General features: G+C 41.0%; 33 protein-coding genes. 24 read left to right on the top strand and 9 right to left on the bottom strand.

Translation table 11 applies throughout. From position 1 onward, the window contains the following. The first annotated feature begins 38 nt into the window (after positions 1-38). The 9 genes from B9Z54_RS14750 (at position 39) to B9Z54_RS14715 (ending at position 5,881) form a co-directional block, all read left to right on the top strand. Positions 39-767: a class I SAM-dependent methyltransferase gene (locus B9Z54_RS14750; RefSeq protein WP_113929387.1), complete on the top strand. Its 729-nt coding sequence runs from the start codon at positions 39-41 to the stop codon at positions 765-767. 225 nt (positions 768-992) lie between these two features. After that, on the top strand, positions 993-1,472 hold the full coding sequence (locus tag B9Z54_RS14745) for a DUF4306 domain-containing protein (protein ID WP_113929116.1): 480 nt from the start codon (positions 993-995) through the stop codon (positions 1,470-1,472). Continuing rightward, positions 1,469-2,038 carry a GNAT family N-acetyltransferase gene (locus B9Z54_RS14740; RefSeq protein ID WP_113929115.1) on the top strand — a complete coding sequence of 190 codons (570 nt, stop codon included), beginning with the start codon at positions 1,469-1,471 and terminating at the stop codon, positions 2,036-2,038. Before B9Z54_RS14745 ends, B9Z54_RS14740 begins: the two co-directional genes overlap by 4 nt. Further along, positions 2,039-2,941 carry an alpha/beta fold hydrolase gene (locus B9Z54_RS14735; protein ID WP_113929114.1) on the top strand — a complete coding sequence of 301 codons (903 nt, stop codon included), beginning with the start codon at positions 2,039-2,041 and terminating at the stop codon, positions 2,939-2,941. A 165-nt stretch (positions 2,942-3,106) separates the two neighbouring features. Further along, positions 3,107-3,400: a hypothetical protein gene (locus tag B9Z54_RS14730; RefSeq protein ID WP_113929113.1), complete on the top strand. Its 294-nt coding sequence runs from the start codon at positions 3,107-3,109 to the stop codon at positions 3,398-3,400. Between the two features lie 24 nt (positions 3,401-3,424). Next, complete coding sequence (locus tag B9Z54_RS14725; RefSeq protein ID WP_113929112.1) at positions 3,425-3,760, top strand: SdpI family protein; 336 nt, start codon at positions 3,425-3,427, stop codon at positions 3,758-3,760. A gap of 29 nt (positions 3,761-3,789) precedes the next feature. Then, the gene (locus tag B9Z54_RS24900) at positions 3,790-3,942 is read left to right on the top strand and encodes a hypothetical protein (RefSeq protein ID WP_162785233.1); all 153 of its coding nucleotides are present in this window, start codon (positions 3,790-3,792) and stop codon (positions 3,940-3,942) included. Between the two features lie 40 nt (positions 3,943-3,982). Continuing rightward, positions 3,983-4,975 (top strand): DMT family transporter, encoded by a 993-nt coding sequence (locus tag B9Z54_RS14720; protein WP_113929386.1) that lies wholly within the window; start codon positions 3,983-3,985, stop codon positions 4,973-4,975. Between the two features lie 597 nt (positions 4,976-5,572). Beyond that, entirely contained in the window at positions 5,573-5,881 is a 309-nt protein-coding gene (locus B9Z54_RS14715) for a YrhK family protein (protein ID WP_113929111.1), read from the top strand. Here B9Z54_RS14715 and B9Z54_RS14710 read toward each other — a convergent pair. Beyond that, positions 5,878-6,432 carry a CBO0543 family protein gene (locus B9Z54_RS14710; protein ID WP_187444253.1) on the bottom strand — a complete coding sequence of 185 codons (555 nt, stop codon included), beginning with the start codon at positions 6,430-6,432 and terminating at the stop codon, positions 5,878-5,880. The genes B9Z54_RS14715 and B9Z54_RS14710 overlap by 4 nt on opposite strands. A 150-nt stretch (positions 6,433-6,582) precedes the next feature. Here B9Z54_RS14710 and B9Z54_RS14705 point away from each other — a divergent pair, with 150 nt between their 5' ends. The 14 genes from B9Z54_RS14705 (at position 6,583) to B9Z54_RS14645 (ending at position 15,232) form a co-directional block, all read left to right on the top strand. After that, positions 6,583-7,044, top strand: a complete 462-nt coding sequence (locus B9Z54_RS14705; RefSeq protein WP_113929110.1) for a GNAT family N-acetyltransferase — start codon at positions 6,583-6,585, stop codon at positions 7,042-7,044. Positions 7,045-7,046: 2 nt separating this feature from the next. Then, positions 7,047-7,229: a hypothetical protein gene (locus B9Z54_RS14700; RefSeq protein ID WP_240189940.1), complete on the top strand. Its 183-nt coding sequence runs from the start codon at positions 7,047-7,049 to the stop codon at positions 7,227-7,229. 21 nt (positions 7,230-7,250) lie between these two features. Further along, positions 7,251-7,658: an NUDIX hydrolase gene (locus B9Z54_RS14695; RefSeq protein ID WP_113929108.1), complete on the top strand. Its 408-nt coding sequence runs from the start codon at positions 7,251-7,253 to the stop codon at positions 7,656-7,658. Positions 7,659-7,995: 337 nt separating this feature from the next. Then, positions 7,996-8,211 carry a hypothetical protein gene (locus B9Z54_RS24895; protein ID WP_162785232.1) on the top strand — a complete coding sequence of 72 codons (216 nt, stop codon included), beginning with the start codon at positions 7,996-7,998 and terminating at the stop codon, positions 8,209-8,211. A gap of 81 nt (positions 8,212-8,292) precedes the next feature. Beyond that, the gene (locus tag B9Z54_RS25285) at positions 8,293-8,445 is read left to right on the top strand and encodes a hypothetical protein (protein WP_205207727.1); all 153 of its coding nucleotides are present in this window, start codon (positions 8,293-8,295) and stop codon (positions 8,443-8,445) included. Then, positions 8,438-9,652, top strand: coding sequence for an MFS transporter (locus tag B9Z54_RS14685; protein ID WP_240189939.1), 1,215 nt, complete (start codon positions 8,438-8,440; stop codon positions 9,650-9,652). Before B9Z54_RS25285 ends, B9Z54_RS14685 begins: the two co-directional genes overlap by 8 nt. After that, the gene (locus B9Z54_RS14680; protein WP_113929106.1) at positions 9,642-10,100 is read left to right on the top strand and encodes an NUDIX domain-containing protein; all 459 of its coding nucleotides are present in this window, start codon (positions 9,642-9,644) and stop codon (positions 10,098-10,100) included. The genes B9Z54_RS14685 and B9Z54_RS14680 overlap by 11 nt, the downstream gene beginning before the upstream one ends. 428 nt (positions 10,101-10,528) lie before the next feature. Next, entirely contained in the window at positions 10,529-11,098 is a 570-nt protein-coding gene (locus B9Z54_RS14675) for a histidine phosphatase family protein (protein WP_113929105.1), read from the top strand. A 207-nt stretch (positions 11,099-11,305) separates the two neighbouring features. Further along, on the top strand, positions 11,306-11,692 hold the full coding sequence (locus B9Z54_RS14670) for a nuclear transport factor 2 family protein (RefSeq protein WP_240189938.1): 387 nt from the start codon (positions 11,306-11,308) through the stop codon (positions 11,690-11,692). 91 nt (positions 11,693-11,783) lie between these two features. Next, entirely contained in the window at positions 11,784-12,134 is a 351-nt protein-coding gene (locus B9Z54_RS14665; protein ID WP_162785231.1) for a SpoIIAA family protein, read from the top strand. A 104-nt stretch (positions 12,135-12,238) separates the two neighbouring features. Next, positions 12,239-12,481, top strand: coding sequence for a hypothetical protein (locus B9Z54_RS14660; RefSeq protein WP_113929102.1), 243 nt, complete (start codon positions 12,239-12,241; stop codon positions 12,479-12,481). Between the two features lie 445 nt (positions 12,482-12,926). Further along, complete coding sequence (locus tag B9Z54_RS14655) at positions 12,927-13,931, top strand: ion channel (RefSeq protein ID WP_113929101.1); 1,005 nt, start codon at positions 12,927-12,929, stop codon at positions 13,929-13,931. Positions 13,932-14,070: 139 nt separating this feature from the next. Beyond that, complete coding sequence (locus B9Z54_RS14650) at positions 14,071-14,505, top strand: peptidylprolyl isomerase (protein ID WP_113929100.1); 435 nt, start codon at positions 14,071-14,073, stop codon at positions 14,503-14,505. A 274-nt stretch (positions 14,506-14,779) separates the two neighbouring features. Continuing rightward, complete coding sequence (locus B9Z54_RS14645) at positions 14,780-15,232, top strand: SRPBCC family protein (protein WP_113929099.1); 453 nt, start codon at positions 14,780-14,782, stop codon at positions 15,230-15,232. Between the two features lie 186 nt (positions 15,233-15,418). Here the strand turns inward: B9Z54_RS14645 and B9Z54_RS14640 are convergent, their stop codons facing one another. Then, the gene (locus B9Z54_RS14640) at positions 15,419-16,066 is read right to left on the bottom strand and encodes an MtnX-like HAD-IB family phosphatase (protein WP_113929098.1); all 648 of its coding nucleotides are present in this window, start codon (positions 16,064-16,066) and stop codon (positions 15,419-15,421) included. Between the two features lie 157 nt (positions 16,067-16,223). On the opposite strand from B9Z54_RS14640, the gene B9Z54_RS14635 reads away from it, so the two are divergent. Next, positions 16,224-17,300, top strand: coding sequence for a DUF3231 family protein (locus tag B9Z54_RS14635; protein WP_113929097.1), 1,077 nt, complete (start codon positions 16,224-16,226; stop codon positions 17,298-17,300). A gap of 158 nt (positions 17,301-17,458) precedes the next feature. On the opposite strand, the gene B9Z54_RS14630 is transcribed toward B9Z54_RS14635, so the two are convergent. The 7 genes from B9Z54_RS14630 to B9Z54_RS14600 form a co-directional block, all read right to left on the bottom strand. Continuing rightward, the gene (locus B9Z54_RS14630) at positions 17,459-18,475 is read right to left on the bottom strand and encodes an STAS domain-containing protein (protein ID WP_113929096.1); all 1,017 of its coding nucleotides are present in this window, start codon (positions 18,473-18,475) and stop codon (positions 17,459-17,461) included. A 540-nt stretch (positions 18,476-19,015) separates the two neighbouring features. Continuing rightward, the gene (locus tag B9Z54_RS14625; protein ID WP_240189937.1) at positions 19,016-19,609 is read right to left on the bottom strand and encodes a polysaccharide deacetylase family protein; all 594 of its coding nucleotides are present in this window, start codon (positions 19,607-19,609) and stop codon (positions 19,016-19,018) included. 57 nt (positions 19,610-19,666) lie between these two features. Further along, positions 19,667-20,422, bottom strand: a complete 756-nt coding sequence (gene phnC, locus B9Z54_RS14620; RefSeq protein ID WP_113929095.1) for a phosphonate ABC transporter ATP-binding protein — start codon at positions 20,420-20,422, stop codon at positions 19,667-19,669. 12 nt (positions 20,423-20,434) lie between these two features. After that, positions 20,435-21,190: a phosphonate ABC transporter, permease protein PhnE gene (phnE, locus tag B9Z54_RS14615; RefSeq protein ID WP_113929094.1), complete on the bottom strand. Its 756-nt coding sequence runs from the start codon at positions 21,188-21,190 to the stop codon at positions 20,435-20,437. Positions 21,191-21,201: 11 nt separating this feature from the next. Then, a complete protein-coding gene (gene phnD, locus B9Z54_RS14610; protein ID WP_113929093.1) occupies positions 21,202-22,125 on the bottom strand; it encodes a phosphate/phosphite/phosphonate ABC transporter substrate-binding protein in 924 nt (307 codons plus the stop codon). Between the two features lie 282 nt (positions 22,126-22,407). Further along, positions 22,408-23,457 carry a selenide, water dikinase SelD gene (selD, locus tag B9Z54_RS14605; protein ID WP_113929092.1) on the bottom strand — a complete coding sequence of 350 codons (1,050 nt, stop codon included), beginning with the start codon at positions 23,455-23,457 and terminating at the stop codon, positions 22,408-22,410. Positions 23,458-23,464: 7 nt separating this feature from the next. Then, positions 23,465-24,496 carry a glycosyltransferase gene (locus tag B9Z54_RS14600; RefSeq protein ID WP_113929091.1) on the bottom strand — a complete coding sequence of 344 codons (1,032 nt, stop codon included), beginning with the start codon at positions 24,494-24,496 and terminating at the stop codon, positions 23,465-23,467. Positions 24,497-25,073: the final 577 nt, after the last annotated feature.

Genomic DNA, 25,073 nt, shown 5'->3' with positions numbered 1-25,073 from the left:
AATATAGAGAAGAGGAAAAGAAAGCGGGGTTGAGTGGATTGAAGGAAATGATCAAGAGCAATGAAGATGTTTTGGTGATGCTGGATGAATTGCTTCACGAGGAGAAAAAATTTAACTGGGATACTTTTTATGAGGACAGAACTAAGCGGGTTCCCTTTTTTAAAGATATACCAGATGAAAATCTCGTTAGTTACTTAGATAAAGGAACCATAAAAGCTGGAAAGGCTTTGGAACTTGGCTGCGGTCCTGGAAGAAACGCCATTTATCTTGCTGAAAATGGATTCCTTGTGGATGCAGTGGATTCTTCCCAAGAAGGGCTTCAGTGGGCAAAAGAGCGGGCCTATTCAAAAGGAGTAAAGGTGAATTTTATTAAACAAAACATATTTTGCTTGGAATATGAAGCTGGAACATATGATTTAGTGTATGATTCAGGCTGCTTTCACCATATTCCTCCACACAGGAGGACGAGTTACTTGGAATTGATTGAAAGAGCTTTAAAACCGGGTGGTCATTTTGCGCTGACGACCTTCGTGGAAGGCGGAGAACTTGGCGGTTCTGAGATATCGGATTGGGATGTTTACCGGTTCAAAAGCTTGAAGGGCGGTCTCGGCTATTCAGAAGAAAAGCTGAAAACTGTCTTTGATCGTTTCGAACCTTTGGAGGTCAGGCTGATGAAAGAAAAGTCATCAGGATCAGGGATGTTCGGAGTTACCGGATTGCGGACAGCTCTTTTCAGAAAAATGAAGATTGACTCTTCTGCTGAATAATAGTTTCATATTGGAGAAAGACCTTCTCGAATGAGAGGGTCTTTTTTGAATAAATGCGAAGCGTAGAAGTTGATTTACAGTGTGTACCTGTTTACAACTATTCATGAATTTCCTTCATGTTTACCTATTATAACCAAAAATGTAAAACTTTCATGTTAAAATAAAGTGAATATTCCTATGTCGGGTGTAAAATTTTTGCTCTATTAAAAAGGAGAGTCGTTCCAGGTGAAATATAAAAGTATTATTCTTTCAACATTAATCCTTTTTGTAGTGATGACAGGATTGTTTTCGCTATATGAAGGAAGCGCCTTAACAGATAATCCTGAGCAGTGGAAGTATACTGCTGTCTTCTCTCAGATGATGAATGGAGGAGAGATCATGGAGAAGTCGGCAATCTCACAGCTGGACTATTTTCTGTATGCGATAAAATTCAGGCCGTTTTTTCCATCATCCATGGTTGTATTTATCCTGCTGATCATTTTTACGGCAGTTTTTCCATTTATACATAAAAATAAATCGCGCCTGGTTTTGGCAGTCTACCTCCTGCTCTTTATAAGTTCTTTATTTGTGCAGCCCGCAGAGCAAGGGACCGCTGTCTTTCTCGGGGCCTTGAGGTATACTTCCTTGCTGCTGTTCTGTTTTTCTGCCTTGATTCTCCTGAAAAACAAAAATTTCATTAACAGAAGAGTGGTGAATAAATTATGAAGGTTGGACGAAAATTTCCGGATTTGTATACAGACAGACTATACCTGCGAAATGTCAGGCTGGAAGACACAGAGTTTATTTTCAAGCTTTACAGTGATGAAGACGTTTGTGAGTACCTCTATGATGAAGAGGTTTATACAAATAGAGAGCAAGTGAAGGAATTTATTCAATGGAACTCGAATCCGGAAGAGCAGGGAAATAACCGCTGGTGCATTTTGAAACGAAGCAGCCAGGAAGTTATTGGAACGTGCGGCTTTGACTCATGGGACAGGGAGAATAATATTGTCGAAATCGGCTATAATCTCTGGAAGGATTTCTGGGGAAAGGGTTATATGAAAGAAGCGCTGATTGCTGCGATTAACAACGGGTTTGCCAATATGGACTTAAACAGAATCAATGCATTTGTGGCGCTGGATAATCTGCGTTCCATACATCTGTTGGAATCCCTCGGCTTTATAAGGGAAGGTATATACAGAGAAAAGCACTTATATAGAGGAAAATATTACGACCATTTTACTTATTCCTTATTGAAGAGGGATTGGAAAAGAAATGAGAGAGGGAGTTAGATGAAGCAGGGCAATAGAATCAAGATAAGGAGAAAAGAACTTTATGTTGAAGTGTACGGATCACCAGAAAAGGGGGCAGTACTTTATTTGCACGGGGGACCGGGTGAGAGCTGTTACGATTTTTATGAACAGGCAGAAAAACTGGCAGAAGCCTTTTTTGTTGTGGCGATTGACCAAAGAGGTGTCTGCAGATCGGAAGAGGTTCAACCTGGTGAGGGATTTTCGCTGGATGATATTATTGAAGACTGCGAGGCTTTGAGAGAGCACCTTAATATTCGGAAGTGGTCGTTGATTGGCCACTCGTTCGGCGGATTCCTCAGTGTTTTATACGCATCTGAATATCCTGGATCCATTCAGAAAATAATTTTTGAGGGACCAACCTTTGATTTTGAATTGACTTCAAGAAGCCTGTTAAGAAAAACAGCTCTTTTATTGGAGCAGTCAAGTAAACACAAGCAAGCGAAAGAGTGCAGGGCGCTGGCAGATACAGATAAATCTGTCAGTAACCGTGAACTGACAGAAAAGTATATGGACTACAGCGACTTGCTTGGGAATGAACGGATGAGGATCTACAAATTTGAATTAGGTTCAGGAGTGGATTATTCAATTTATAGTGACGAAGAGTGGGAAACTTTCTATGACCGGTCAGAGATTCATTACGAGCTTTTGAGGAAGGAAGGGAAGATTTTTCGTTCACTTATTACAGAACTGAAAGAACTGCCTCATACAATGCTTTTGTTAAAGGGAGATTGCGATCCTGTCCCATGTTCGGTGCAGATTTCAGCGTTCAATGAAACAAAGAACGGCAGGGTTTACACTTTTCATAATTGCGGACATACTCCACATTATGAATCACCGGAAGAATTCACAGAAGTGGTCACTCGATTTTTATCTGAAGAATAAAGAAATACTGACAGAGAAGAAAACACCTGCTTTTTGAAAGACGAATGATGCGGAGAGAGTCTTCCTGCAGACTAATACCAATAAAACGGATTGAGTCAAGACCTCAATGATAATGGAGGAACACTCCCATGATTATTTGAGAAGGCTTGATGAATAGGAGGCAGTATGAAAAAAGTTTTCTTTAACCAAGAATATTATTCAAAGATCAAAAGGATTCTGACAGTAAGTGGCCTGATTGTTTTCTTCTGTCTAATCTTCTTCACCTCAACCAAAATCGATGAATGGCTGTACGCCGGGGTTATGCTGACAGGGATGATGATTTTCCAGGTCTGTAAGTTTTTCTTTTATGAAAGAAAGGTCGACGTATCCGAGATTCTCTTATTTATTATCTCAGCGGGGCTTCTTGTGTATCTGATTACAAATTTTAATTCGATCACCGATGGACGAATAGCCCCGTGATTTTATCGGAGTGAGGTGAGGAAAATGAATATTGGAATGGGTGTCATACTCATAACAGTGGCCATTCTCTGCATTGGCTTGAGTATCCCATTGTACTTGAAAAAGGTGAAGATGAATTACTTTTATGGTGTCAGGTTTCCTAGTTCTTTTCAGTCGGAGGAAGCATGGTATAAGATCAATAAGTACGGCGGCCTGATGCTGATGATCTGGTCCGTCCAAGAATTGCTTTTCGGAATAGTCCTGATTTTCCTGCCAACTGTAAAGGAACCGTTGTCTGTCATCATTGCCTTTTCGCCGATACTCTTTTTGCTTCCGCCTTTGATTCAAAGCTATATCTATTCAGAGAAGGTAATTGATTAAAGGAGATCAATCGAAAGGAAGGTATAGTAATGATCAGGAATCAAGTGGAAGAGGCTTACATATTTCGCAATTCTTATAGAACTTTTGTGATCAAGCCATCTGTCCTCAATGGCAGGAAAGTGAAGAGAGGAAGGTTTAAGAAAAGCCAATCCTTGATAGGCAGAAATTTTATTGACCATTAACATATATTATAATAACGATAAAAAGAACGGCGGTGTTCAGATGAGGGAGCTTTTTCTGGGGGTTTTAGCCTCGATGTTTTTTGCTGTTACATTCATTTTGAACAGATCAATGGAGCTGGCTGGCGGCAGCTGGCTTTGGAGTTCTTCCTTAAGATTTTTCTTTATGGTGCCGTTTCTCATAATCATCGTCCTAGCCAGGAAGAACCTTATGCCGCTTCTTAATGAGATGAGGAAACATCCACTTCAATGGCTGGGATGGAGCTTTGTTGGTTTTGTCTTGTTTTATGCTCCCATAACCTTTGCCGCTGCTTATGGACCTGGCTGGCTTGTAGCAGGAACTTGGCAATTGACGGTTGTGGCTGGTGTCTTGCTGGGACCTCTTTTTTTCATGAAGGAGAATGATAACACAGAAAAGAGAATGGTCAGGCAGAAAATCCCTGTGAAGGCATTGCTTATTTCCATTCTGATTCTTGCGGGTGTCATTTTGATTCAATGGCAGCAGGCATCAGGAGGGGTTTCACGGGATATGATGATTGTCGGTATTTTGCCGGTACTGATTGCTGCTTTTGCCTATCCACTGGGAAACCGAAAGATGATGGAGCTGTGCGGAGGGAAGCTGGACACTTTCCAAAGGGTACTCGGAATGACGGTGGCCACCATCCCGTTTTGGTTGGTCATAGCAGCATTTGGATTGACGGAATCAGGATTGCCTGGTACAAATCAAATACTGCAATCCTTCATAATCGCCATTTGCTCAGGCGTGATTGCCACCACACTGTTTTTTATCGCTACAGATAAAGCGAAAGGCGATCAGGCAAAACTGGCCGCCGTCGAAGCCACTCAATCTACTCAGGTACTATTTGTTATCATCGGTGAAATCCTGCTTCTTTCCGCTCCCTTCCCCAACAGAATTGCAATGGCCGGGCTCTTTATTATCGTAATAGGTATGCTGATTCATAGTATATTTACGAGAAAGCTGGAAATACAGCAGAAGAGTAAGGTATTGACAGCTGCCAAGGGAAAAGGTTTATAACTCTGATTGTTATTGCAGCCTTTATTTATGTTTATCAAGCTCATGCAGTGCTGCTTTGAGCTGCAAGACCTGGTTCAGTAATGAATGCTGTTAGTAATAAGTCACGGACATAACAACAACAAAACGGGCAGAGGGAATCCTTACCTTCGCTTTGACGTGCTTTTGCTGAATATATGGGTCGAAAATGGGCATCATTATAGGTCTTTAGAATGGAAACTTGCCATGGAGATTGGCTGGTTTCTTTTTTATTTTCTTGAAAACCTCGGGCTTTTCCGGGTGGGGTGAGAACTCAAAGCTGGTATTAAAAATCTTCTTTCATGAGGGGATAAGCAGGTTTCCCTAACACCTCTTACCATTCATACAGGTGGTTTTCCTGTGAAGGATATGAATAATCTACAATAAGCGGAATTTCTCCTTTAGCTGTTTCCTGTGCTTTTTTAAAAATAAGCGGAGCAAGAAAGAGTTTTCTAGAAGGTAGGTCGTCTGAACGAAATACAATTTTTTTACATAATCCATTTTAAATGTAAATTAATTGGGTATTAAAAACTCTAATAGAAAAATTAAAGATGAAATTCTGACAACAAGAGGTGACATAGCATGTTTGAAAAGTTAAAGGAAAGAGCAGAAGAGCTGGAAGATAGCGGTCTCCAGATACATTTAAGCAGAAAGAAAAAAATTATGATCAGGAACAGATATAGAATCATTGGTTATATGAATGACTTCCTGCTTGGAATCCTTTATATGATAGGAAGTATACTTTTCATGACGGATGCTGAAAGGGTATTGGCGACCAGCTTCTTTCTGGCGGGCAGCTTCTTCATGATTTCCCGTGCGTTTATTCATATTGCAAGAGATATCCATCTTAAACGGTTCTCCAAAGAGGACTTTCAAGGTAATAATTATTAACGCTTCTCAGAAGAGAGGTGTTTTTTATTTTTGTCAAAAGGTGTATTCTTCACAGAAATAGCGTCTTTATTAATGATCCTCACCAAAGAAATGATTCCTCGGCAAATCAAAAGCTTAATAAAAAGGCTTAAAAAGGAGTGATACCAGGTCCAGCCTTTCCTCCAGGTGATTAAGTCAGTTTTTCTTTCAGCAATCGTTTCCATAATGACTTGAGGTATGATAATAGGAAAAATTTTAAAAATGATGCCGGCAGCATTGCTGTTCAAGGTCCACTGGTTGTAATAGAGGAGCATCAATGGATAATGGATATAGTCAAATGGCAAGTGAATTTTGACTTTTTCTCTTAAAGGTCTGATGTGGTATCTTAAATAACCTTGCGTGACAAGGTATCGATCTATCGTCGAATTACCAATTACTCCTACAAGAAAAACAATCAACCAGTCTTTGAATGACCGTTTGACTATTGCAAACGGCAGCAGGATGGCTCCTGTCAATGTAGTAAATGTTAAGAACAGAATTGACGCTGTTCGGCTGACTTTTTTTCTTCTCATTACAACCAACACCTCCATGTAATAGTTTGACTAGAGTGAGCAAGGATTATGTAAAGCCTTTAAAGAATGCATCTTCAATTATCATGATAAGGATGGTAAGATTATACAGGGACATATTTTCAGAATAGTTCGCTTAAAGAGGTGATACAAATGTACAGCTTTTCACGCATGAATCAGGAAATGGCAGAGGAAATCGCATTCAATTGGAAGTATGATGGCGACTACTCTTTTTATGATATGACAGAGGATAAAGAGGATCTGGAGGAGTTTCTCCATTCTGATCGTAAAGGTTATTTCGTTGTGAGAAGAGAAGAAGAAATAATAGGCTTTTTTTGTTTCGTTCAAAGCGGCAGCAATGTCGATATTGGATTGGGGATGAAGCCGGAGATTACCGGAAAGGGATTGGGGCTGGAGTTCTTCCAAAACGGATTAGAGTTCGCCAGGGATCATTATGGAACGGCTGAATTTTCCCTTTCAGTAGCTCAATTCAACAAAAGGGCAATCAGGGTTTATCAAAAGGCGGGATTTATACAAGTTAAAACGTTCATGCAGGAGACAAACGGAAGCACATATGAATTTGTCAAAATGACTAATCACGGAAGAGGAGAATGAAAATGTACTTATTACAAGCCGACTTTAATGGGGGAGATATCGCTTTTCAGGTACTCATGTTTATTTTATTGCTGGGCGTACCTGCTGCGATCCTGATATTAATAGTGGTTTGGCTAAAAGGGCGGAATAAACGTTTGGACAGAATTGAAGAAAAAATGGACCTGCTCCTGAAGGATAAGGAGTAAAGGAGGCAAGGGGGTGATAGGATGATTGTTGTAAGAAATAGAGGGGCCGTAGTCATCATTGAAGATGGAATGGCTTTACTAATAAAACGGGTGAAAAATGATGAAGAATACTACGTTTTTCCAGGTGGAGGCGTTGAAACTGGCGAGACTCCGGAAGAGGCGGCCATACGTGAGGCAAAAGAAGAACTCGGTGTGACCGTTGAGCTGAAGGGTTGTCTTACCGTCATCGATTATTACGGAAAGCAGTTTTATTTTCTGGCAGAAATCCAAAGTGGAGTAGCAGGCAGCGGCATGGCAGCGGAATTTCAGGACCCATTAAGAGGAAGCTATGAGCCTGTATGGGTGGCAATTAAGGAATTTCATTCTATGGACATAAGGCCATTAAAGGCTGCTCAAAAGATTCAATCATTGTTCCTGGATAAATTCTAAATTGCCGATATTAAAGATCATTTAGAAATTCGACGGCCTAATAAAGGCTGTTAATTCTTTCCAATGTCAGACAGTACTAGCAAGATCAAAAGGAAGTGAGTTCTTTGACTCAATACATATACATTGCCTCACCAATTAAGTTGCCTCAAGGATCGATCGGTGCTAATCCGGTCTCACAGGAAAAGCCAATGATCTTCAAGACTGAGCTTGATGCAGTGCACCTTTTATTTGAAAACAATTATGATGCTGATCAAAAAAGAAAATTTCCTATAGCCCGCACTTTTCCTTCGAATATGGAGTAGCTGCATATGCCAATCAAATTCCGTTTAAATACCACTTGAAAGGGACACAGGCAGAGGAGAAGTGCTTAAAAATACTCTATGGATATATGGAGGGAGCTCTTCAAGCCAGTGGTATTTTAGAATACTTCACTTCCCTGACCGGTAAAGAAGACCTGGAAATTTCTAAGAAGAGAAATGTTCAATGGTCCATCATAAAATCGCCTTACGACCTGGTTATGGAAGACAGGGAATTTTTGACGATAATGCTTTGAGGCTGGGAGATTAAAGGCTGCCTGCTCGCCATTTACCTTAGTACATACATAGGCTATATGACAAAATGCGACAGGAGAACCATGAACAGATGGAATCCCACATACGCTCAAATTTCATTAATTGATTATGGCAAATTGGTGAAGGTTTCCTATCCAGACAGGAATCCACGAATTCATAGAAGAATTAGTGAGAAAGACGCATTTGCATGGGGGATTTCTTATTACTTTGCTTAACAAAAATAATTTGTTGTTATTTGGACTCGGCATTTCGACCTTTGGCGACTTCATCTATCTCGTGGCGATCAATATTCTGGTTTTGCAGCTAACAGGCTCTGCAGCTGCTGTAGCAGGTCTGTGGATCATCGGACCGGCGGCTTCTCTTCTTACAAAATTCTGGTCTGGAAGCATCGTTGACAGAATGAATAAACGAAAACTAATGATCGGCACTGATATTGCACGTGCCTTGTTAGTTGCTCTAATTCCATTTTGTGAATCTGTTTATTTAATTTACGTAGTTCTATTCTTCTTATCTCTGTCAAAAGCATTTTTTGAGCCTGCATCTATTGCATACATAACAGCTCTCGTACCGGAAGCCGACAGAAAACGGTTCAATTCATTCAGAAGCTTGATTACCTCGAGTGCCTTCTTGGTGGGACCAGCTATTTCGGGAGTGCTCATTCTTTTTGCATCTGTTGAGGCATCGATCTGGATTAACTCAGTATCTTTTTTAATCTCAGCAGTGATGCTTAATGCACTTCCAGATGTGGAAGCTGAGTTGGAAAGAACGAAAATTACACTGGGCGTGTTAAGAGAGGACTGGAGGGTCGTGTACCTGTTTTCCCGCAAGCATGGTTACATTGCTGCCATTTACTTTTTATCTCAATTTTTCATGGTGATTGCTCTTGGCATGGATGCACAGGAAGTGGTTTTTACCAGGGAGATTCTGCTTCTTACTGAGGCAGAATACGGTTTCTTAATCAGCATAACAGGCATTGGTTCAATAGTGGGCGCTTCTGTCGTTTCCGCACTATCGGCAAAGCTTTCGGTCAAAGTCTTGATGAGTTCTGGATTTTTACTAGTGTCAGCAGGTTATCTATTTTACGCGTTTTCCTTCTCTTTCTGGTCAGTGGCAGCCGGATTTTTAATTCTAGGGTTTTTCAATCCTTTTTGGGGGACAGGCTTCATGACCTTTTACCAAAACAATGTCCCTTTTGACTTGATGGGAAGGTTTACAAGTCTATTCGGCATGCTTCAAAGTATCCTTCAAATTGTCTTCATTATGCTGATTGGTTTTACAGGAGATGTGTTTCCGCTTCGTTATAGTATTATTACTGCATCGATTCTCATGCTCCTCGTCTCTGTTGTTTTGATAGGGTTGATCAGCACCCCTTCTAAATCCAGTTTTTATATAGAAAAAGGAGAGAAATCCATTGATCAATGAGAAGGATAACGGACAGGAGTTCCTGGAATTCATGCATATAAATGAAGACAGGATAGATCGCTTTCAACCTTTGGCAGGATCGTTTGCAGTCATCAAAGTGAATGGCGATTATCTTCTCTGCTTTAATAAGTGGAGAAACCAATGGGAACTTCCTGCGGGGAAAAGGGAAAAGGAAGAAACTATTTCAGACTGCGCATTCAGGGAGTTGTTCGAAGAAACGGGGCAAAAACCGGATGAATTAGAATTTCTAGGTTTGATGAAAGTCAGAAAAGAGGACGGTTCTGTAAAATATAATCCTGTTTTCCTTGGTGCTATGGAAAGACTCCTGCCGTTCAGAAACAATGAAGAAACTACTAAAATCCTCCTGTGGGATTTTTCGCGGTTAGAGGAACATATCGATAAGGTGGACTATTGCTTGTTGAAGTATTTGGATGGGCATACATTTTAGCCGAGACTTTATGTGCTGTATAAACGCAGTTTAAACAGGATCAAATATTGATTTGTAAGTTATCGTGCTGTATAAAAGCAATTTAAACGGCATTATATTTTGTTTTGTAGGTCTTCGTGCAGTATAAATGGACTTTAAACAGCATCAAATATTGATTTGTTACAGATCGTGCAGTATAAATGCACTTTATACTGCATCACATTTAGATTTGTAAGTTATCGTGTTGTTTAAAAGCAATTTAAACAGCATCACATTCTGATTTGAATAAGAAGGTGCTGTATAAATGCACCTTAAACAGCACCAATTTTTAAAATATGTAATTTAAGCTGTATAAATCACAGCCCTCCTCACTTATAGTTTAAAGCTGAATCTATGCAGCGGGTGTTTCGTACTATAAATGGAATACATTTGTATGAAAGGAGCTATTCATGGCTACTACTATTTACTTTGTTCGGCATGCACATTCGGTATATACACCGGATGAACTGGAGAGGCCCTTGTCGGATAAGGGGTTCGCAGACAGAGATCAAATTACGGAAGTACTGGCAGGAGAGAATATTGATGTTTTTCTATCGAGTCCTTATCTGAGGGCAGTTCAAACGATTGAGGGTGCTGCTGACTATTACGGAAAGAAAATCCAACATATTGAGGATTTTAAAGAGCGTACGTTAACTGAAGCGCCAGCAGCAGATTTTCAAACAGTCATGAGCAAGGCATGGGAGGACTGGACCTTCTCCTGGGAAGGGGGCGAATCCAATCTGGCTGCACAAGACAGAGGGGTTCAATCTCTTCTAAAAGTTCTTGAGGAATATAAGGAAAAGAATGTAGTCATAGGCACACATGGGAATCTCATGGTATTGATCATGAATTATTTTGATCAAGTATACGATTTTGAATTCTGGAAGAGGCTGGAGATGCCGGATATTTACAAGATGAACTTTAATGGGAAGCAGTTTATCGATTGTCAGAGGAAGATGGAGACTCGTATTAAAAACTAGTTGCTTTTATAGAAATTCAGGAGATATTTCAATAAGGACCTGAAAAGCTAAGGAGGAAACTTGCCGTTTCTAGGAATAATCCTGCAACAGTTGATATCAGGCAGGTGCTGAGCTAAGGGTGTTTATCGACCACTCAAATATGTTAATATTTACCTGACTGACTTTTGAGGAATCTCGTTTCATAGTTTAATAGAAAGGAGAATGAAAATGAAGTTTGAATCATTTATTGAGGATTTTATGGAGATATGGAGCTCTTCAGATCTGGAAAGGCTTGCAGCAGCAATGTCAAGGGATTACAAGGCAAGGGAAGTTACATCCAATGGGGAAATCATGGATTTTGGTTATGAGGAATCGCTTCAAGGGTGGGAGCAGGGATTTTCTTATGCGAAGGAAAGCGGCTCTAAATGGCTTCTGAAAACTTTATGGACCACTTCATTGCGGGATGATGAGGCGATGGCGATAATATCGGCTTCAATGATCATTGATGGCAAGCCATTGGAGACGGCGAATTTATTTTTTGATACATTTAAGAAAATTGATGGAAAATGGCTGTTGATTAGAAGTTATGTAGAAGCAGGAGTGAAGGCAGACTAGTCCTCCCCCTTTTTTGATGTGTTGGTGAAGTTTAACTCCTTAGAAATGTAGGGTATAAACGGAAGAAGACACCGATTAAGGAGGAATGAATATGATTACCATTATCCCTAGTGGAAGAAATGATCTTATGGAAGTTGAAGTAACAGGAGATTACACGAAAGATGATATGAAGGAATTTGAAAAAGCTTTTCACGAGAAAAAAACACCTAATGAGGATATGAATCTTCTATTAGTCGTGAATGATATGGATTTCTCCATGAAAGCGCTGAAAGAGGATTTTCTATTCGGAAAAGATCATATGCATGAATTCAATAAAGTAGCAGTAGTCAGCGACAAGAAACTGCTTGAGATGGGTGCAAAGATTGAAGATATGATGCCGAATTTAGAAGTGAAACACTTTGATAAAGATCATCACACAGATGCTGTAACTTGGATACAATAATGGAGTGGAGATATTTCTCCATTCCTTTTTCTTAGTTTTTTTACATATTATCTTTTGAACTAAAGGCAGTCCTTCAACTAAACATTATTTAAAGGAGGGTTAACATGCTGGTTATTGGAAGTGTTTTATTGTTGATTGTTACTTTGGCGTTGACCCGGAATGTGAAAAAATCCAAGAGATTTGCCGCATTTTATGTGGCTGCATTGGCAGGGGGACTGTTTGCCCTGCTGTCTGCAGCTTTTTTTGGCGGGTGGGATAGCCTGCCCTTTGCATTGACAGGTGCACTGGTGGGTGTGATAGGCCTGTTTGGAATGATGATGGTGCTTCTTATCAGACAAAAGGGGTAAATATGTAGGAGGAAGCTTTTTGCGTCACTTCAAATTTTTGATAGAAGATATCGTGTATTCGTCGAGTATCTAAATTTTAGAAGAACAAGCAGCATGCAACTGGAAAGTGTCGTCTAAATTGCTGTGAAAATCTGTTATCTGCTGAACAAGATGAATGATGTCTTTTGAATGTATACCAAAAAAGCTTGCGGACAAGTGACCGCAAGCTTTTCCTGTCGTATGTATGATGGCAGTAAGGCCCCTCCCGATCCGTACAGTGGTTAAGTGTCCCGCAACAAGCGATAAGAATTCGGGAGGAGCCTTACTGTATTATACCCTATCATAAATAAGTTAACACATGAAGGGGAAATACTTACCTTTCCAAATAATGTTTGTTAACACAGGACAGCGGGTATTTTAAACAATTATCAGGAACAACGTGCATCAAAGGAAAGGAAGATCAGGATTGAATGAACTATATCTTTTTTTGGGGATATCGGTTCTTTTCCTTGTGGCTGTCGATTTATTATGGACAACCATCTGGGTCGATGGAGGAGGAGGACCTTTATCAAGGCGAATGGGAAAAATGTGCTGGTTCATCTTAAGAAAAGTGAGCACTAAACACTTTAATCTTTTGAGGCTGGCCGGCCCTGTGGTTTTGTCGCTTACATTGATAAGCTGGATTCTGCTGCTATGGGTTGGCTGGACGCTGGTGTTTTCAGCCGATGCTGGATCGATTCTTCTTACACCAGATATGACTCCGGTAACGTCATGGATGGAAAGAGTTTACTATGTAGGCTTTACCCTATTCACTCTGGGGATAGGAGACTATGTTCCACAAAAAGGAACCTGGCAGTTAGTTACAACTGTTGCTACAGGGAGCGGGATGCTGTTCATAACTTTGTCTGTTTCCTATGTCGTATCGGTACTCAGCGGAGTCGTCCAGAAACGCTCTTTTGCCAAGAATGTAACTGGACAAGGAACAAATTGGGTTTCCCTCGTGAAACAAAGCTGGAACGGGCAGAACTTTCACAGCATCGACTTCCTGCTGAAGGACCTGTCTTCGCAATTAAGCATTCTGACACAGCAGCATAAAGCGTATCCCATTTTGCATTATTACCATTCAGAGAAAAACAGTGAATCTTCCGCGGTGGCGCTGGCTATTTTGGATGAGGCCTTAACGGTTTATGAATACGGTGTAGAAGATGAATACAAGCCAAATAAGGTATGGATGAAACAAGCCAGGTCCAGTGTCAACGACTATATGGAAACCCTTCATAAAGTATTTTTCAAGCCCGCGATTCAAACGCCGCCGCCTATGAAATTAGAGTTCCTTCGCGACGAGGGGCTGCCGGTGAAACCCAATCAAGAATTCAATATTGCTGAATCGAATCTCGTGAAAAGAAGAGAGAGACTGCTTGGATTGGTAGAAGCCGATGCTCAGATGTGGCCGAAAGAGAAGGAAAACTAAGTCGGTGGATAGTAGGAAAGACAGGATAAATCGGTGCTGCTTGCCGCCGATTTCCCTGAAATCCTTCACAATCTTTTTCTTCTGATGAAAATCATGGTATTATAATAATTGATTTCTAATGAATAGGAGTGTTATAACGATGGCTAAAAAAGGATACATACAATTTGAGAATGGTGAAAAGGTTGAATTTGACCTATTTCCGAATGAAGCACCAGGTACAGTTGAGAATTTCTCTAAGCTTGCGAAAGAAGGTTTCTACGATGGTCTTTCATTCCACCGTGTCATCCCTGGCTTTGTAAGCCAAGGAGGGTGTCCTCAAGGAACAGGTACAGGCGGTCCCGGCTACACGATCCCTTGCGAAACAGAAGGAAACCCTCATAAGCATGAAGCTGGATCTCTTTCTATGGCACATGCAGGAAAAGACACAGGCGGAAGCCAGTTCTTTATTGTTCATGAGCCTCAACCTCATTTGAACGGTGTTCATACTGTATTCGGTAAAGTGACTTCCGGTCTTGAAACAGCAAGATCCCTGAAAAATGGCGATGTAATGCAAAAGGTTGTTATTGAAGACTAAGAATTAATTAGGTGAAAGAGAGCTGATCAGCTCTCTTTTTTTCTGTTTACTTTTCATTGTTCATCTTCTCAGAGCTGTATCAAATTCTCTTCCATTAAAACGTATGCATTTCCTATAACGTGCTGAATCAAATCAGGCAGGGGGAATTTTGGACGCTTTAAGCATGTAATGTAATAAGCATTATTCTCGGGAACGGCCAGTATTCCTGTAATAACCTTTGCTTTAAATAATATGAATATACAGTAGCGCAAGAAGACATCTGGGAGGAGATCGTATGCCGTCTGGCCTTCATAAAATGCAAGTGGAAGCTTCGGTGGAGGAGCTTTGGAAATTTGTCAGTGTAATGGATATATGGGCGCCCTTGGTTCCAGGTTATATGGAACATGAGATTTTTAATGAGAGGGAATCAACTTGGAAATTCAAGACAGAAGTAGGTTTTCTAAAGAAGAAGATTCACTTAAAAGTGGATATAATCGACTGGAAAGAGCCTTCCATGGTGACATTTAATTTAACCGGTATGAATGAGAGGTTCCATGGACATGGTTACTTTCAGGCAGAAGCGATCGGCGTTAATTCATCAAATATGACTGGATACCTGGAGATTAATGCAGAGGGTCCGCTTGCCAAGATGGTAAACCCATTACTGAATTCAATTTTGCCGGAGATGACGACTGAGCTTACGGAAGCCGTCGCTTACAAAGTTGAAGGGATTTACTCGTCGAGATAAGAAAGGAACATGCTTAAGGGCTGCCAATTGAATTCATTAAAATCTCCCTCGCTTTCAGTGAGGGTTTTTTTGAAATTAACAGGAATTCTTTCGGCATATTAATTGGAAGTCTTCAATCACATTTATCTTCTTCATGTAAGAGCACAAATATGTTATAAGGACCGGGATATCCCCGGTCCTTTGTTTTTAAAAGTAGCCCTCTTTGTCCAAATATGAATCTACTTCCTGAAAAGTTTTCACTGCAACAAAAGGTATAGCCTTTTCACGCAGCATATCCTGCAAGGCTTTTTTGGCAAACACAAGATCCGCATGCATGGCAGGATGTGTATCCGGCTCACTGTCCCCGATGAAATGAACCGTTTCATACTCTTTTTGTAAATCCTGAATCACGATGGACTTATCAATTCCATACCGTTCATGATAGTGAGGGTGGGATTCATCCAGGTTTAGGTGAACGCCTTCATTCTCAAAATAGCCTTCGTTGGAATAAATTTTCACATTTTCGATTCCATAGTGGGCGAGTAAGTGCTGGATGTAATAGTCGGTGCCAGCGCTAAGAATAAAGAAGTCACCGCCATGCTGCTGAACTTTTTTAATAAAACCCATCGCAAATTCATCGATCGGTATATTCTGTATTTCTTTTATGAGATTTTCTTCTTTCTCATTGATATTTTTAAAGACTTCTCCTAGAAATTCAATATCCTTCATTTCGCCGTTCTTCCATTGAGTGTATAACGCTCTTCCTTCTTCGAAATATTTTTCTATCACAAGATCATAAAAATCCTGTTCGGAGATAGTACCGTCGAAATCCGAGACAAAAGCCCATTTTTTCATGAAACAGCCTCCTTAATTTTATCGTTCTTTAATAGCTATGCTGGTATGTTTTAATTTGGCAGCGCATAATACAACCTGCGTTTAAATGGTGTCCATCTTTACTTTTCCCTCCATGGCTATATTATAACTAACAGTTAAAAATTGAGGGGAAAAGTGAATGATAAAGAGAAAGGAGGTAAATTATATAAATAGAATTAGTGGATTGGAGGTTTTTGACTTGGAAAACGCTAGCCACAACGTATCACTTTCCTCTGCCGAGATAGCTAACCTGTGGACGCAGTACATAAATGATTCTCTTTCGATTTGTATATTGTCACATGCAGTCAGCAAGGTAAATGATGAAGAAATTAAAGAAGTTATTGACCAAGCCATTTCAATGGCGAAAACCCATTTGGTGAGCATCACTGAATTTTTTAACAAAGAAGATTACCCGGTTCCTAAAGGTTTTACATTAGATGATGATGTCAATATGAATGCCCCTGCATTGTTCACAGACAAATTCTTGCTTGTTTATATGCATGTTATGACACTTCATGGCATGACAGGGTATTCGGGTGCAGTAGGTACTTCTGCAAGGGAAGATCAGATTGATTACTTTACTGAGTGCAATTACGCTACGATGAAGCTCTACAAGAGAATTCTTGATCTTATGCTGAAAAAGGGAATATACACAAGACCGCCCAATATAGATATTCCTAATGGGGTGGATATGATCGACCAGCAGCGTTATATGGCAGGATGGTTTGCGAAGAAACGTCCTCTCACGGCATCTGAGATCAGCGGAATCAGTTACAACGTGCAGAAAACTGTAGTGAAAATTACATTGGAGATAGCCTTTGGACAAGTATGCAAATCCAAGCCGGTTCAAAAATTCTTTTTGCTGGGAAAAGACATTTGCGAAAAGCATTATTCTGTCTTCAGGGACATCTTGCAGAAATCGGACCTGTCTACACCACCGACACTTGCCTCTGAAGTAACCGATTCTATTACGTCTCCTTATTCAGAAAAGTTGATGCTGAATCATATCGTGCTGCTTGTTTCTGCCTCCATCGGTTTCTATGGTGCAGGTTTAGCTGTCACACAGCGAAGGGATATCGCGTTGGATTATACACGCCTGTTGGCGGAAATAGGATTATATGCGAATGAAGGCGCACAACTGTTGATTGAGAATGGTTGGCTCGAACAGCCGCCACTCGCCCATAACCGGGCTGAACTGGCGAAAAGGAAGGGATAAAGGAACAGGGCAGCTGGACCCTTATACTGTAGTGTAATAGAAAGCGTGCTGGTTCTTTGAAATCTTAGGTAGAAAGAATAGATGCAAGGAACCTGATATTCTTTAAACAAGGAAAGAGCACTAAATTATGTTGATTTAATGCTCTTTTTGTTTGGGGATTATTTCTTTGAAAGTTCAAAACCAAGTTCATCTAGTGCATGCATAACGCCTTGCTGAAGGATGGAAAAGCAAGGAACCCTGTTGATCTTGTGGCCCCGGTTTGTGATTTGCATGCTGAGTTCCGCGGAAATTCCAACCAGTATGCACTTTGTTCCTAAAATGGAGGTTGCCTGTACAAATTTATCAATAAAAGTAAGAGTGTAATCATCCACCCCTTTAAGGCTCGTTAAATCGACAATCAGATGTGTAGCTTTATAACGAGGAAGATTCAACAATGTCCTGTCCAGCAGTTCTTCAGCTCTTAGCTCATTATAAGGTCCTACCAAAGGAACAACCAAGATCGACTCCATCACGGGAATGATGGGAGAAGAAATTTCTTTAATTGTTTCCGACAAAAATTCCGTCCTTTCTCTCGTGATAGTATCCAATTCCGCTTGTGCTGCCTTTTTCTGTTCTGTAATCAAGGTATTCACATTCAGCGAAGGAGTCACTGATGAAGGATAGAACCTATATTCACTACACTCGTCGCCTGCAATCTGGCTCTTGGTAACCTCGTACCAGACCGTTTCCCCGAATAAACTTGAAAATACACCAGCCCAATGACCAGGAAGGAAGGTCCCTTCATGATCTTTTTCCTGAGCTGTATTCACCTTATACTCCCAGCCATTTTGTACTCGTATCACAGCTGTCTTTTCTTCAAAGGAAACCGAAACGATATCTGTTTTGCCCCAACCCGCCGTCAAGTAGGTATTTGGGAGCTTTTTTAAGATTTCTTCCGCTTTTCCTATGGTCTCGCTGTAAAACTTGCTTACAGTAATGCCGGTCCGGTATCCTGCAGTTTCCAGCACAAGCTTAGCTTCTTTTTCTCCAGCTATTTCTTCAATAGAATCAAGGAGGGTTTTGAAGGCTGTATTAACCCAGAATAATACGACTTCATCATTCTCAAATTGAAATTCTCCTTTTTCCATATCCCAATGAAATTCTGAACCATTTATATTCTTATCAAAGACTGTCATTCTTTAGCCTCCCATCAAATAGTATATAGGGGTGAAAAATCAATCATTTTATAGGAAGAAGCATTGCAGTTAATTATTATAATCTGAAAGGGCTGACTATGTAAATTACTAATGTGCCAGAGTAAAGCGGCATATATGAAACATTTTTGCTAAACCGAATGCTAGTCTGTGTGACAGCATCTAGTGATAACTGAAGAGAAAAAATATTTATTATAGAAACTCTGAAACTGTCTAATGGGGAAGTGGAAAACATTCATTCCCGTTAAAGCTTATAGAAAAAGCATTGTAATGATTTCGTTACTGTCCAACATATCTTCCCAATCGAATGGTTAGTCAAGGAGGAGGGCGAGTCATTGATTTTTGAAATTAACCGCCCTTACATCTTAGGGGCAATACATATGAAAATCACTACAAACCGAGTATCCCTGTTTAAACTGCGTTGTTTGTTCGATATTTCCCTCCATTGTACGCTCCGGCTGGAAAACAAGCCTCCATACTAGTACATCTTTGATATTGATAGGGCGTATCTAATCATTTTCTCTAATCAAGGAGGCCGAATTGGTAGCCTGCTTGTTTGATCTGCGAGATTAATAAAGGCAGTATTTCTACCGTCTGCGGTAATTCATGCAAAAGAAGGATTGCACGGTCTTCCAAATTGTCAATCACATAGTCGACGATTTTTGGGGGATCAGCTTTCAGTTCCCAGTCTAGTGAAGCAATTCTCCACATTACGACTTGCATCCCCAACTCCCTGGCTGCTCTCAAGGTATCGCCATTATATTGTCCAAAAGGGGGGCGAAAGTAGTTTATAGGCTGCCCGATGATTTTTTGAATGGTTTCCTTGCACCTGGAAAGATCGGAGTGTTGTTCTTGGAAAGAAAGCCTTGAGAGATTTCTATGCTTACAGGAATGACTGCCAATGATATGACCAGCCTTTATAACTTCCTTCCAAGGCCGTTGATGGTGGAGGAGGCGGGACTGCCAGAAAAAGGCAGCTTTGACTTCCTCTTGATGAAGAATTTCCAGAATCCTGGGTAGCGCTCTTCCTGGACCATCATCAAAGGTCAGCATCACCGTCTTTTTCTCATTAGGTGGAAGCATTGTTATGATATTTTCATCAATAGAGTCGTACACGACCCTCGTGGAATCAACTACTCAAGGACTTCTATGCATAAGGCAGGCTCCTTCCCGTTAAACATGCTGGTAATTCTCCGCTCCGTAGGTCTCCATGTATTCCTTCTCCGTGAATTGAGATGCCTTGCCATCAAAAATCACCAAGCCGTCTTTCAATGCGATGATTCGGTCTGCATATTTTTTGGCAAGAGATACATCATGAACATTGATGATGGTCAGCAAATTATGCTGATCATGCATCTGTTTAATCAAGGAGAAGATATGATTGGATGTTCCGGGGTCAAGACTGGCGACCGGTTCATCACCGAGAAGAACCTTCGGATTCTGAACAAGTGCACGTGCGATTCCGACCCGCTGTTTTTGGCCGCCGCTTAAATGTTCCACCCGTCGCTCAGTGAACTCAGAAAGACCGACTTCAGAGATGACCGCGTTGGCTCTCTGGATTTCTTCGGCTGTAAACCATCCAACCAGGTTTTTAAAAGTGGGGCGGTAACCGAACATACCGGTCAGCACATTTTGCATGACAGAAAGGCGGGGGACCAGATTGAAATGCTGAAAAATCATGCCCATTTCTCTTCTGACCTTCCTGGCTTCCTCTTCATTATTGGCAGTAAGAGGCCGGCTATTCCAGAACACATTTCCTTCTGAAACAGGCTGCAGGCCGTTAATCGTTCGAATCAGAGTGGATTTTCCTGCACCACTTTTTCCTAATATACAAATAAACTCTCCTTGCTGAAAGGAAAGATTGACAGAAGACAGCGCTGGCTGATTTGATCCTCTGTAATGAACACTTATATCTTTAATCGTTAACATGTCTTCTGCCTCCTAAATGACTTTATTTCGCACATAACTGCCTAAAAAGTCAACCGCAATGACCATGATCATAATGATCAGTACGTCCAGTGAAACGGATGAATATTGAAAGGTTTTAAAATCGTTAAATAATCTCTGACCGATACCGCCGCCACCGATGAATCCCAGAACTAGTGAAGTCCTGATGGCCACTTCGAACCTGTAAAAGTAATGTGAAAGCACATTCGGCCAGATTTGGGGCAGAATACTGAAGAAATAAGCAAACCATTTTCTTGCTCCCACAGCCTTCATTGCATCTTGCGGACCTGAATCAGATGCTTCGATTAATTCAGATATAAGTTTTCCAAGAACTCCAATATTATGAATCATGATGGCAATCACCGCAGGAAAGGGTCCCAAGCCTAATGCAGTAAGAAGTATCAAACCAAAAACGATCTCAGGTACCGAACGGACAAAACTCAAACCCACTCTGGCTGAATGATAAAGAAGGGAGGACGGAGACGTATTCTTGGCTGAAATAAAACTTAAAGGCAAGGCGACCAGGAGACCGAAAAAGCTTCCTAAAAACGCCATTGCCAATGTTTCCAGTCCATCTTCAATCATATTGGGCAAAAGGGAAAAGTCCATGGGGAACCATTGAGATAAAAAGTCAATCATATTGCGGAAATCTTTAAACTTCGATAAATCGAACTCTGTCAGTCTCATACTGACGTAAACAAAGAACATCAATATAAGAAAAGTGAAGATGCTTCTCTTTTTAAACCACACGCCTAATCACTCTATTCTTCAATAAGTCCCTCTTTAAGGGCTGCCTGCCGGATACTGTCATAGTCTTCATTGCTCGCTTCAGTAAAACCTGTAGCTCCAAAGGCATCCAGCACTTCCTGGTCTTCTATACCCAAAAAGGCTGTGCGCAACGCTTCAATCGTTTCTTCATCGGTATCCTGGTGGACTGCCCACGGATATTGGAAAAGGGGCTCAGATTCCCAAATAGTTTTAATTTGCTCACCATCCACTTTGCCGGAATCAACAAGCTGATTATAGATCGCGCTGTCGATGGCTCCTGCATCAACTTGTTTATTCAGCACACCTAATGCAGTTGCATCATGTGAACCAGTGAAACGAACAGATTCAAAATCATATTCATCTTCAGACTGGTATACCCCTCGGTCTTTCAGTTCAATAGAAGGAATCAAAGAGCCTGAAGTAGAGTTAGGGTCACCAAAGGCAAAGTTCACTTCAGAACTGTCTTCAAGTAACTCTTCCAACGAGTTCCAAGGATTATCCTTATGCGTGATGATGTAAGAGTGGTAGAATGGTTCACCGTCAATTAACTGTGTAATGATGGCTTTTGCACCACTTTTTTCATGTGCGATGACATAAGATAACGGACCAAAATAGGCCATATCAATTTTGTCATAATTCATCGCTTCTACAACTCCATTATAATCAGGGTAGACTTCCACATCGACCTCTCTGCCCATTTCATCGGTAAGGAAAGTTTGCAGTTTATCCATTGCCCCTTCCATGGAGCCTTCCGTTTGAGCAGGAATAACCCCTATGGTAAAGGCTTCGCTCTCAGTTGCTTCATCAGTATAGTCTGCATTTTCGTTATTCCCGCTGTGGTTTTCATTTGCATTGCCGCAAGCGGAAATTATCAAGGAAAGGAAAATCAATAGTGTAAGAAATAGGCTTCTTTTCATCGCTGCACCTCTTTAAAAGTAGTTACTTCCTCCTTTAAAAGCTTGTTTTCGCATATATTGTTGCTTTCGGATATCCCTGGATACTAAAGTTTTTCTCTCTTAACAGGGTGAGAAGCTCTTTTCTTTCTTGCTTATCACTGTAATTCCGGTGGTTAATAGCATTAGCTTACGAAAATTTTTAAAAATAGCAACAAAGTTTACGAAAAGAGCCTTTTTAAAAAAACAGTTAGGAAGTCTTCTATAAGTATTCTGTAAAAAAGGACTCGATAGGAGCCCTTTTTATTATTTCACATTAATCCTGCCTGGATTTTCACTTGTAACAGTTCCAATGATTGCTGAATTTAGATTCTTCTCTTTTAAGGCCGAATTCAGCGCCTCTGCATGTTCCTCTGGAACCGAGATCAGCAGGCCGCCGGAGGTGATGGCGTCACAAAGAATCAACTGATCAATTTCAGAAATGGATGCATCATAATCAACTCTGTCTGCAAGCCATTTGTGATTTTTACGGCTGCCGCCTGGAATAATGTTTTGCTGCGCTAGTTCTTTGGTCATCGCAAGGACCGGCACTGCATCTTTTTCAATCGTGATGCCATTCTTGCTTCCTTCAGCGATTTCCATTGCATGTCCGAGAAGACCGAAGCCTGTTACATCTGTACATGCATTGACAGGAAAAGCTTCCATTGCTTCTGCAGCGTCTTTATTCAAGGCAGCCATAGTCTCCATGACTTCCTGGATGTTTTCAGAAGGAAGCTTGTCGTTCTTAATGGCTGTCGTCAGTATCCCAACACCAATAGGTTTCGTCAGAATCAGTTTGTCTCCGGGCTGAGCCGCGGCATTGGAGCGTATGCGGTCAGGATGTACAACCCCGGTAACGGATAAACCAAACTTTGGCTCCTGGTCATCAATGGAGTGGCCTCCAACCAGGACAGCTCCAGATTCAACTACTTTATCAGAAGCACCTGAAAGAATATCAGCCAGGATGCTTTTATCTAAAGTGGAAATAGGGAAGCCGACAATATTCATAACGGTGATCGGCTTGCCGCCCATTGCATAAACATCGCTTAGGGCATTAGCAGCAGCAATCTGGCCGAACATATAAGGGTCGTCCACAATTGGTGTAAAGTAATCCAGGGTTTGAACCAGTGCTGTTTCTTCATTGATCTTATATACGCCGGCATCATCGGATGTATCAAGGCCGACAAGTAAATTGGGATCTTCAACAGATCGAGGCAAATGACGCAGAACCTGCGCCAGGTCTTCAGGACCAATTTTGCATCCTCAGCCGCCTTTAGTAGACAATGATGTCAACTTGAAGATGTCTTTATTTGTCATAATCGGATCACTCCTTATTCATTTCAATTTTGTGAGATTTTTGTTCCATGAGGACCCCCTCGTAAATGGAGAGCAGGGTTTGGGTCTCATACTCCCTGGAATGATAGCGGAGTATGTAAGATTTGGCTGAACTGCCAAATTCATGCCTCATTTCGTTATTATTGAGCAAAATTTCCGCATAATCAAGGAATTCGATTTCATTAGTGTATACAAAGCCCGTCATTCCATGTGTGACGATATTGCGGTTCCCTGTGTTATCAGAAGCTATGACTGGAAGTCCTCTTTCCATTGCTTCGAGAATGGCTGCTGGCTGCCCTTCAGAATGAGAAGTGTTCAGTACAACATCCGCATGTTCATAAACGGCCCCCATTTCCCGATGTGGCAGCTGCCCGATATAGGAAATCCATTCATTATTTTCTTTTGCGAGCTTCTCTACTAGTTCTCCTTCATCCTGCACAATAACAGGCCCAACGAGCAAGAGCCTGATTTGAGGATACCTTGAACGCAGCTTATTTAATGCATAGATGGCAAATGGTATATTTTTCACTTTTCGAATCCCGGCTGGAAGGACAAAAAGAAAGACATTCTCTTCTTTTTGTATCTCGGTTTGGGAGGCTTTTAAAGAGCTTGTTCCCTGATGGATCACATGGACCTTCGATGCTTTGACTTCAGTCTCTCTAATAAGAGTTTCTTTTGCTTCTTTATCAAATACGGTTATGACGGCTGCTTCCATTAAGCACTGGATGACAGTATCACGTCTTTGTCTATCATATAGATCGTGGTTGATATCGGTCCCGGTCATTGTGATGACAAAAGGGGGATGACTTCCTTTCATCTTCTTTTTATAAGTAAAAAATTTATAAGCATGAAAACCGTGAATCAAATCGCTTTCAGGGAATGTCGAAATCTCCGGATGATCTTCGATAGAAATGATTTCGGTTTCTACACCCGCGAGCCCGAGTCCGTCGGCAATCCGTTGAACCGTCACAGTATTTCCCCGCTGCTGATGAAAACTAGGGGAGGCCAAAACAACCTTCATACTAACCACCTCCTTTAATGTGTTGGTAAGGGGAATAAAGGGGACTATTCCTATCAGATATTAATAGAATATCTTCCATTAAGCATTTTGTCACATATAATGCATCGCGTGACTGTCACAACCCGAATTATGTCGATTTATTCGGCGTGACAATTCCCGTTGAGATTAGCATTTACCATAAAGTTAGGTCTTTAACCAATTAGCTAATTAATGAGATCGATGCAAAAGGCGTACTCCTTAAATAACTTAAATGGGTACATGAGCGAGCGCTTTTTGTATAACTCATGTATCCAGCAGGGTGGAGTGGATACATGAGCGAGTGCTTTTTTGATAACTCATGTATCCAGCAGGGTTGAGTGGATACATAAGAGAGCGCTTTTGGTGTAACTCATGTATCCAGAAGAGTGAAGTGGATACATGAGCGACCGCTTTTGGGGTAACTCATGTATCCAGCAGGGTGGAGTGGATACATAAGAGAGCGCTTTTGGTGTAACTCATGTATCCAGAAGAGTGAGGTGGATACATGAGCGAGTGCTTTTTGATAACTCATGTATCCAGAAGAGTGAGGTGGGTACAT

Origin of the sequence: Bacillus sp. P14.5, from assembly GCF_003316765.1 — a bacterium.
In the GTDB taxonomy this organism is placed as follows: Bacteria; Bacillota; Bacilli; order Bacillales; family Bacillaceae_B; genus Rossellomorea.
This window is presented reverse-complemented; position numbering and strand designations above follow the sequence as displayed.

Excerpts from the sequence above, each read along its gene's own strand:
- B9Z54_RS14645 (WP_113929099.1), top strand. The coding sequence starts at position 14,780 with ATGCCGTCTGGCCTTCATAAAATGCAAGTGGAAGCTTCGGTGGAGGAG.
- B9Z54_RS14725 (WP_113929112.1), top strand. The coding sequence starts at position 3,425 with ATGAATATTGGAATGGGTGTCATACTCATAACAGTGGCCATTCTCTGC.
- B9Z54_RS14670 (WP_240189938.1), top strand. The coding sequence starts at position 11,306 with ATGAAGTTTGAATCATTTATTGAGGATTTTATGGAGATATGGAGCTCT.
- B9Z54_RS14705 (WP_113929110.1), top strand. The coding sequence starts at position 6,583 with ATGTACAGCTTTTCACGCATGAATCAGGAAATGGCAGAGGAAATCGCA.
- B9Z54_RS14720 (WP_113929386.1), top strand. The coding sequence starts at position 3,983 with ATGAGGGAGCTTTTTCTGGGGGTTTTAGCCTCGATGTTTTTTGCTGTT.
- B9Z54_RS14630 (WP_113929096.1), bottom strand. The coding sequence starts at position 18,475 with ATGACAGTCTTTGATAAGAATATAAATGGTTCAGAATTTCATTGGGAT.
- B9Z54_RS25285 (WP_205207727.1), top strand. The coding sequence starts at position 8,293 with ATGAACAGATGGAATCCCACATACGCTCAAATTTCATTAATTGATTAT.
- B9Z54_RS14640 (WP_113929098.1), bottom strand. The coding sequence starts at position 16,066 with ATGAAAAAATGGGCTTTTGTCTCGGATTTCGACGGTACTATCTCCGAA.
- B9Z54_RS14665 (WP_162785231.1), top strand. The coding sequence starts at position 11,784 with ATGATTACCATTATCCCTAGTGGAAGAAATGATCTTATGGAAGTTGAA.
- phnD (WP_113929093.1), bottom strand. The coding sequence starts at position 22,125 with ATGAAAAGAAGCCTATTTCTTACACTATTGATTTTCCTTTCCTTGATA.
- B9Z54_RS14730 (WP_113929113.1), top strand. The coding sequence starts at position 3,107 with ATGAAAAAAGTTTTCTTTAACCAAGAATATTATTCAAAGATCAAAAGG.
- B9Z54_RS14715 (WP_113929111.1), top strand. The coding sequence starts at position 5,573 with ATGTTTGAAAAGTTAAAGGAAAGAGCAGAAGAGCTGGAAGATAGCGGT.
- B9Z54_RS14675 (WP_113929105.1), top strand. The coding sequence starts at position 10,529 with ATGGCTACTACTATTTACTTTGTTCGGCATGCACATTCGGTATATACA.
- B9Z54_RS14735 (WP_113929114.1), top strand. The coding sequence starts at position 2,039 with ATGAAGCAGGGCAATAGAATCAAGATAAGGAGAAAAGAACTTTATGTT.
- B9Z54_RS14635 (WP_113929097.1), top strand. The coding sequence starts at position 16,224 with ATGATAAAGAGAAAGGAGGTAAATTATATAAATAGAATTAGTGGATTG.
- B9Z54_RS14740 (WP_113929115.1), top strand. The coding sequence starts at position 1,469 with ATGAAGGTTGGACGAAAATTTCCGGATTTGTATACAGACAGACTATAC.
- B9Z54_RS14600 (WP_113929091.1), bottom strand. The coding sequence starts at position 24,496 with ATGAAGGTTGTTTTGGCCTCCCCTAGTTTTCATCAGCAGCGGGGAAAT.
- B9Z54_RS14710 (WP_187444253.1), bottom strand. The coding sequence starts at position 6,432 with ATGAGAAGAAAAAAAGTCAGCCGAACAGCGTCAATTCTGTTCTTAACA.
- B9Z54_RS24900 (WP_162785233.1), top strand. The coding sequence starts at position 3,790 with ATGATCAGGAATCAAGTGGAAGAGGCTTACATATTTCGCAATTCTTAT.
- phnC (WP_113929095.1), bottom strand. The coding sequence starts at position 20,422 with ATGTTAACGATTAAAGATATAAGTGTTCATTACAGAGGATCAAATCAG.
- B9Z54_RS14650 (WP_113929100.1), top strand. The coding sequence starts at position 14,071 with ATGGCTAAAAAAGGATACATACAATTTGAGAATGGTGAAAAGGTTGAA.
- B9Z54_RS14695 (WP_113929108.1), top strand. The coding sequence starts at position 7,251 with ATGATTGTTGTAAGAAATAGAGGGGCCGTAGTCATCATTGAAGATGGA.
- B9Z54_RS14700 (WP_240189940.1), top strand. The coding sequence starts at position 7,047 with ATGTACTTATTACAAGCCGACTTTAATGGGGGAGATATCGCTTTTCAG.
- B9Z54_RS14660 (WP_113929102.1), top strand. The coding sequence starts at position 12,239 with ATGCTGGTTATTGGAAGTGTTTTATTGTTGATTGTTACTTTGGCGTTG.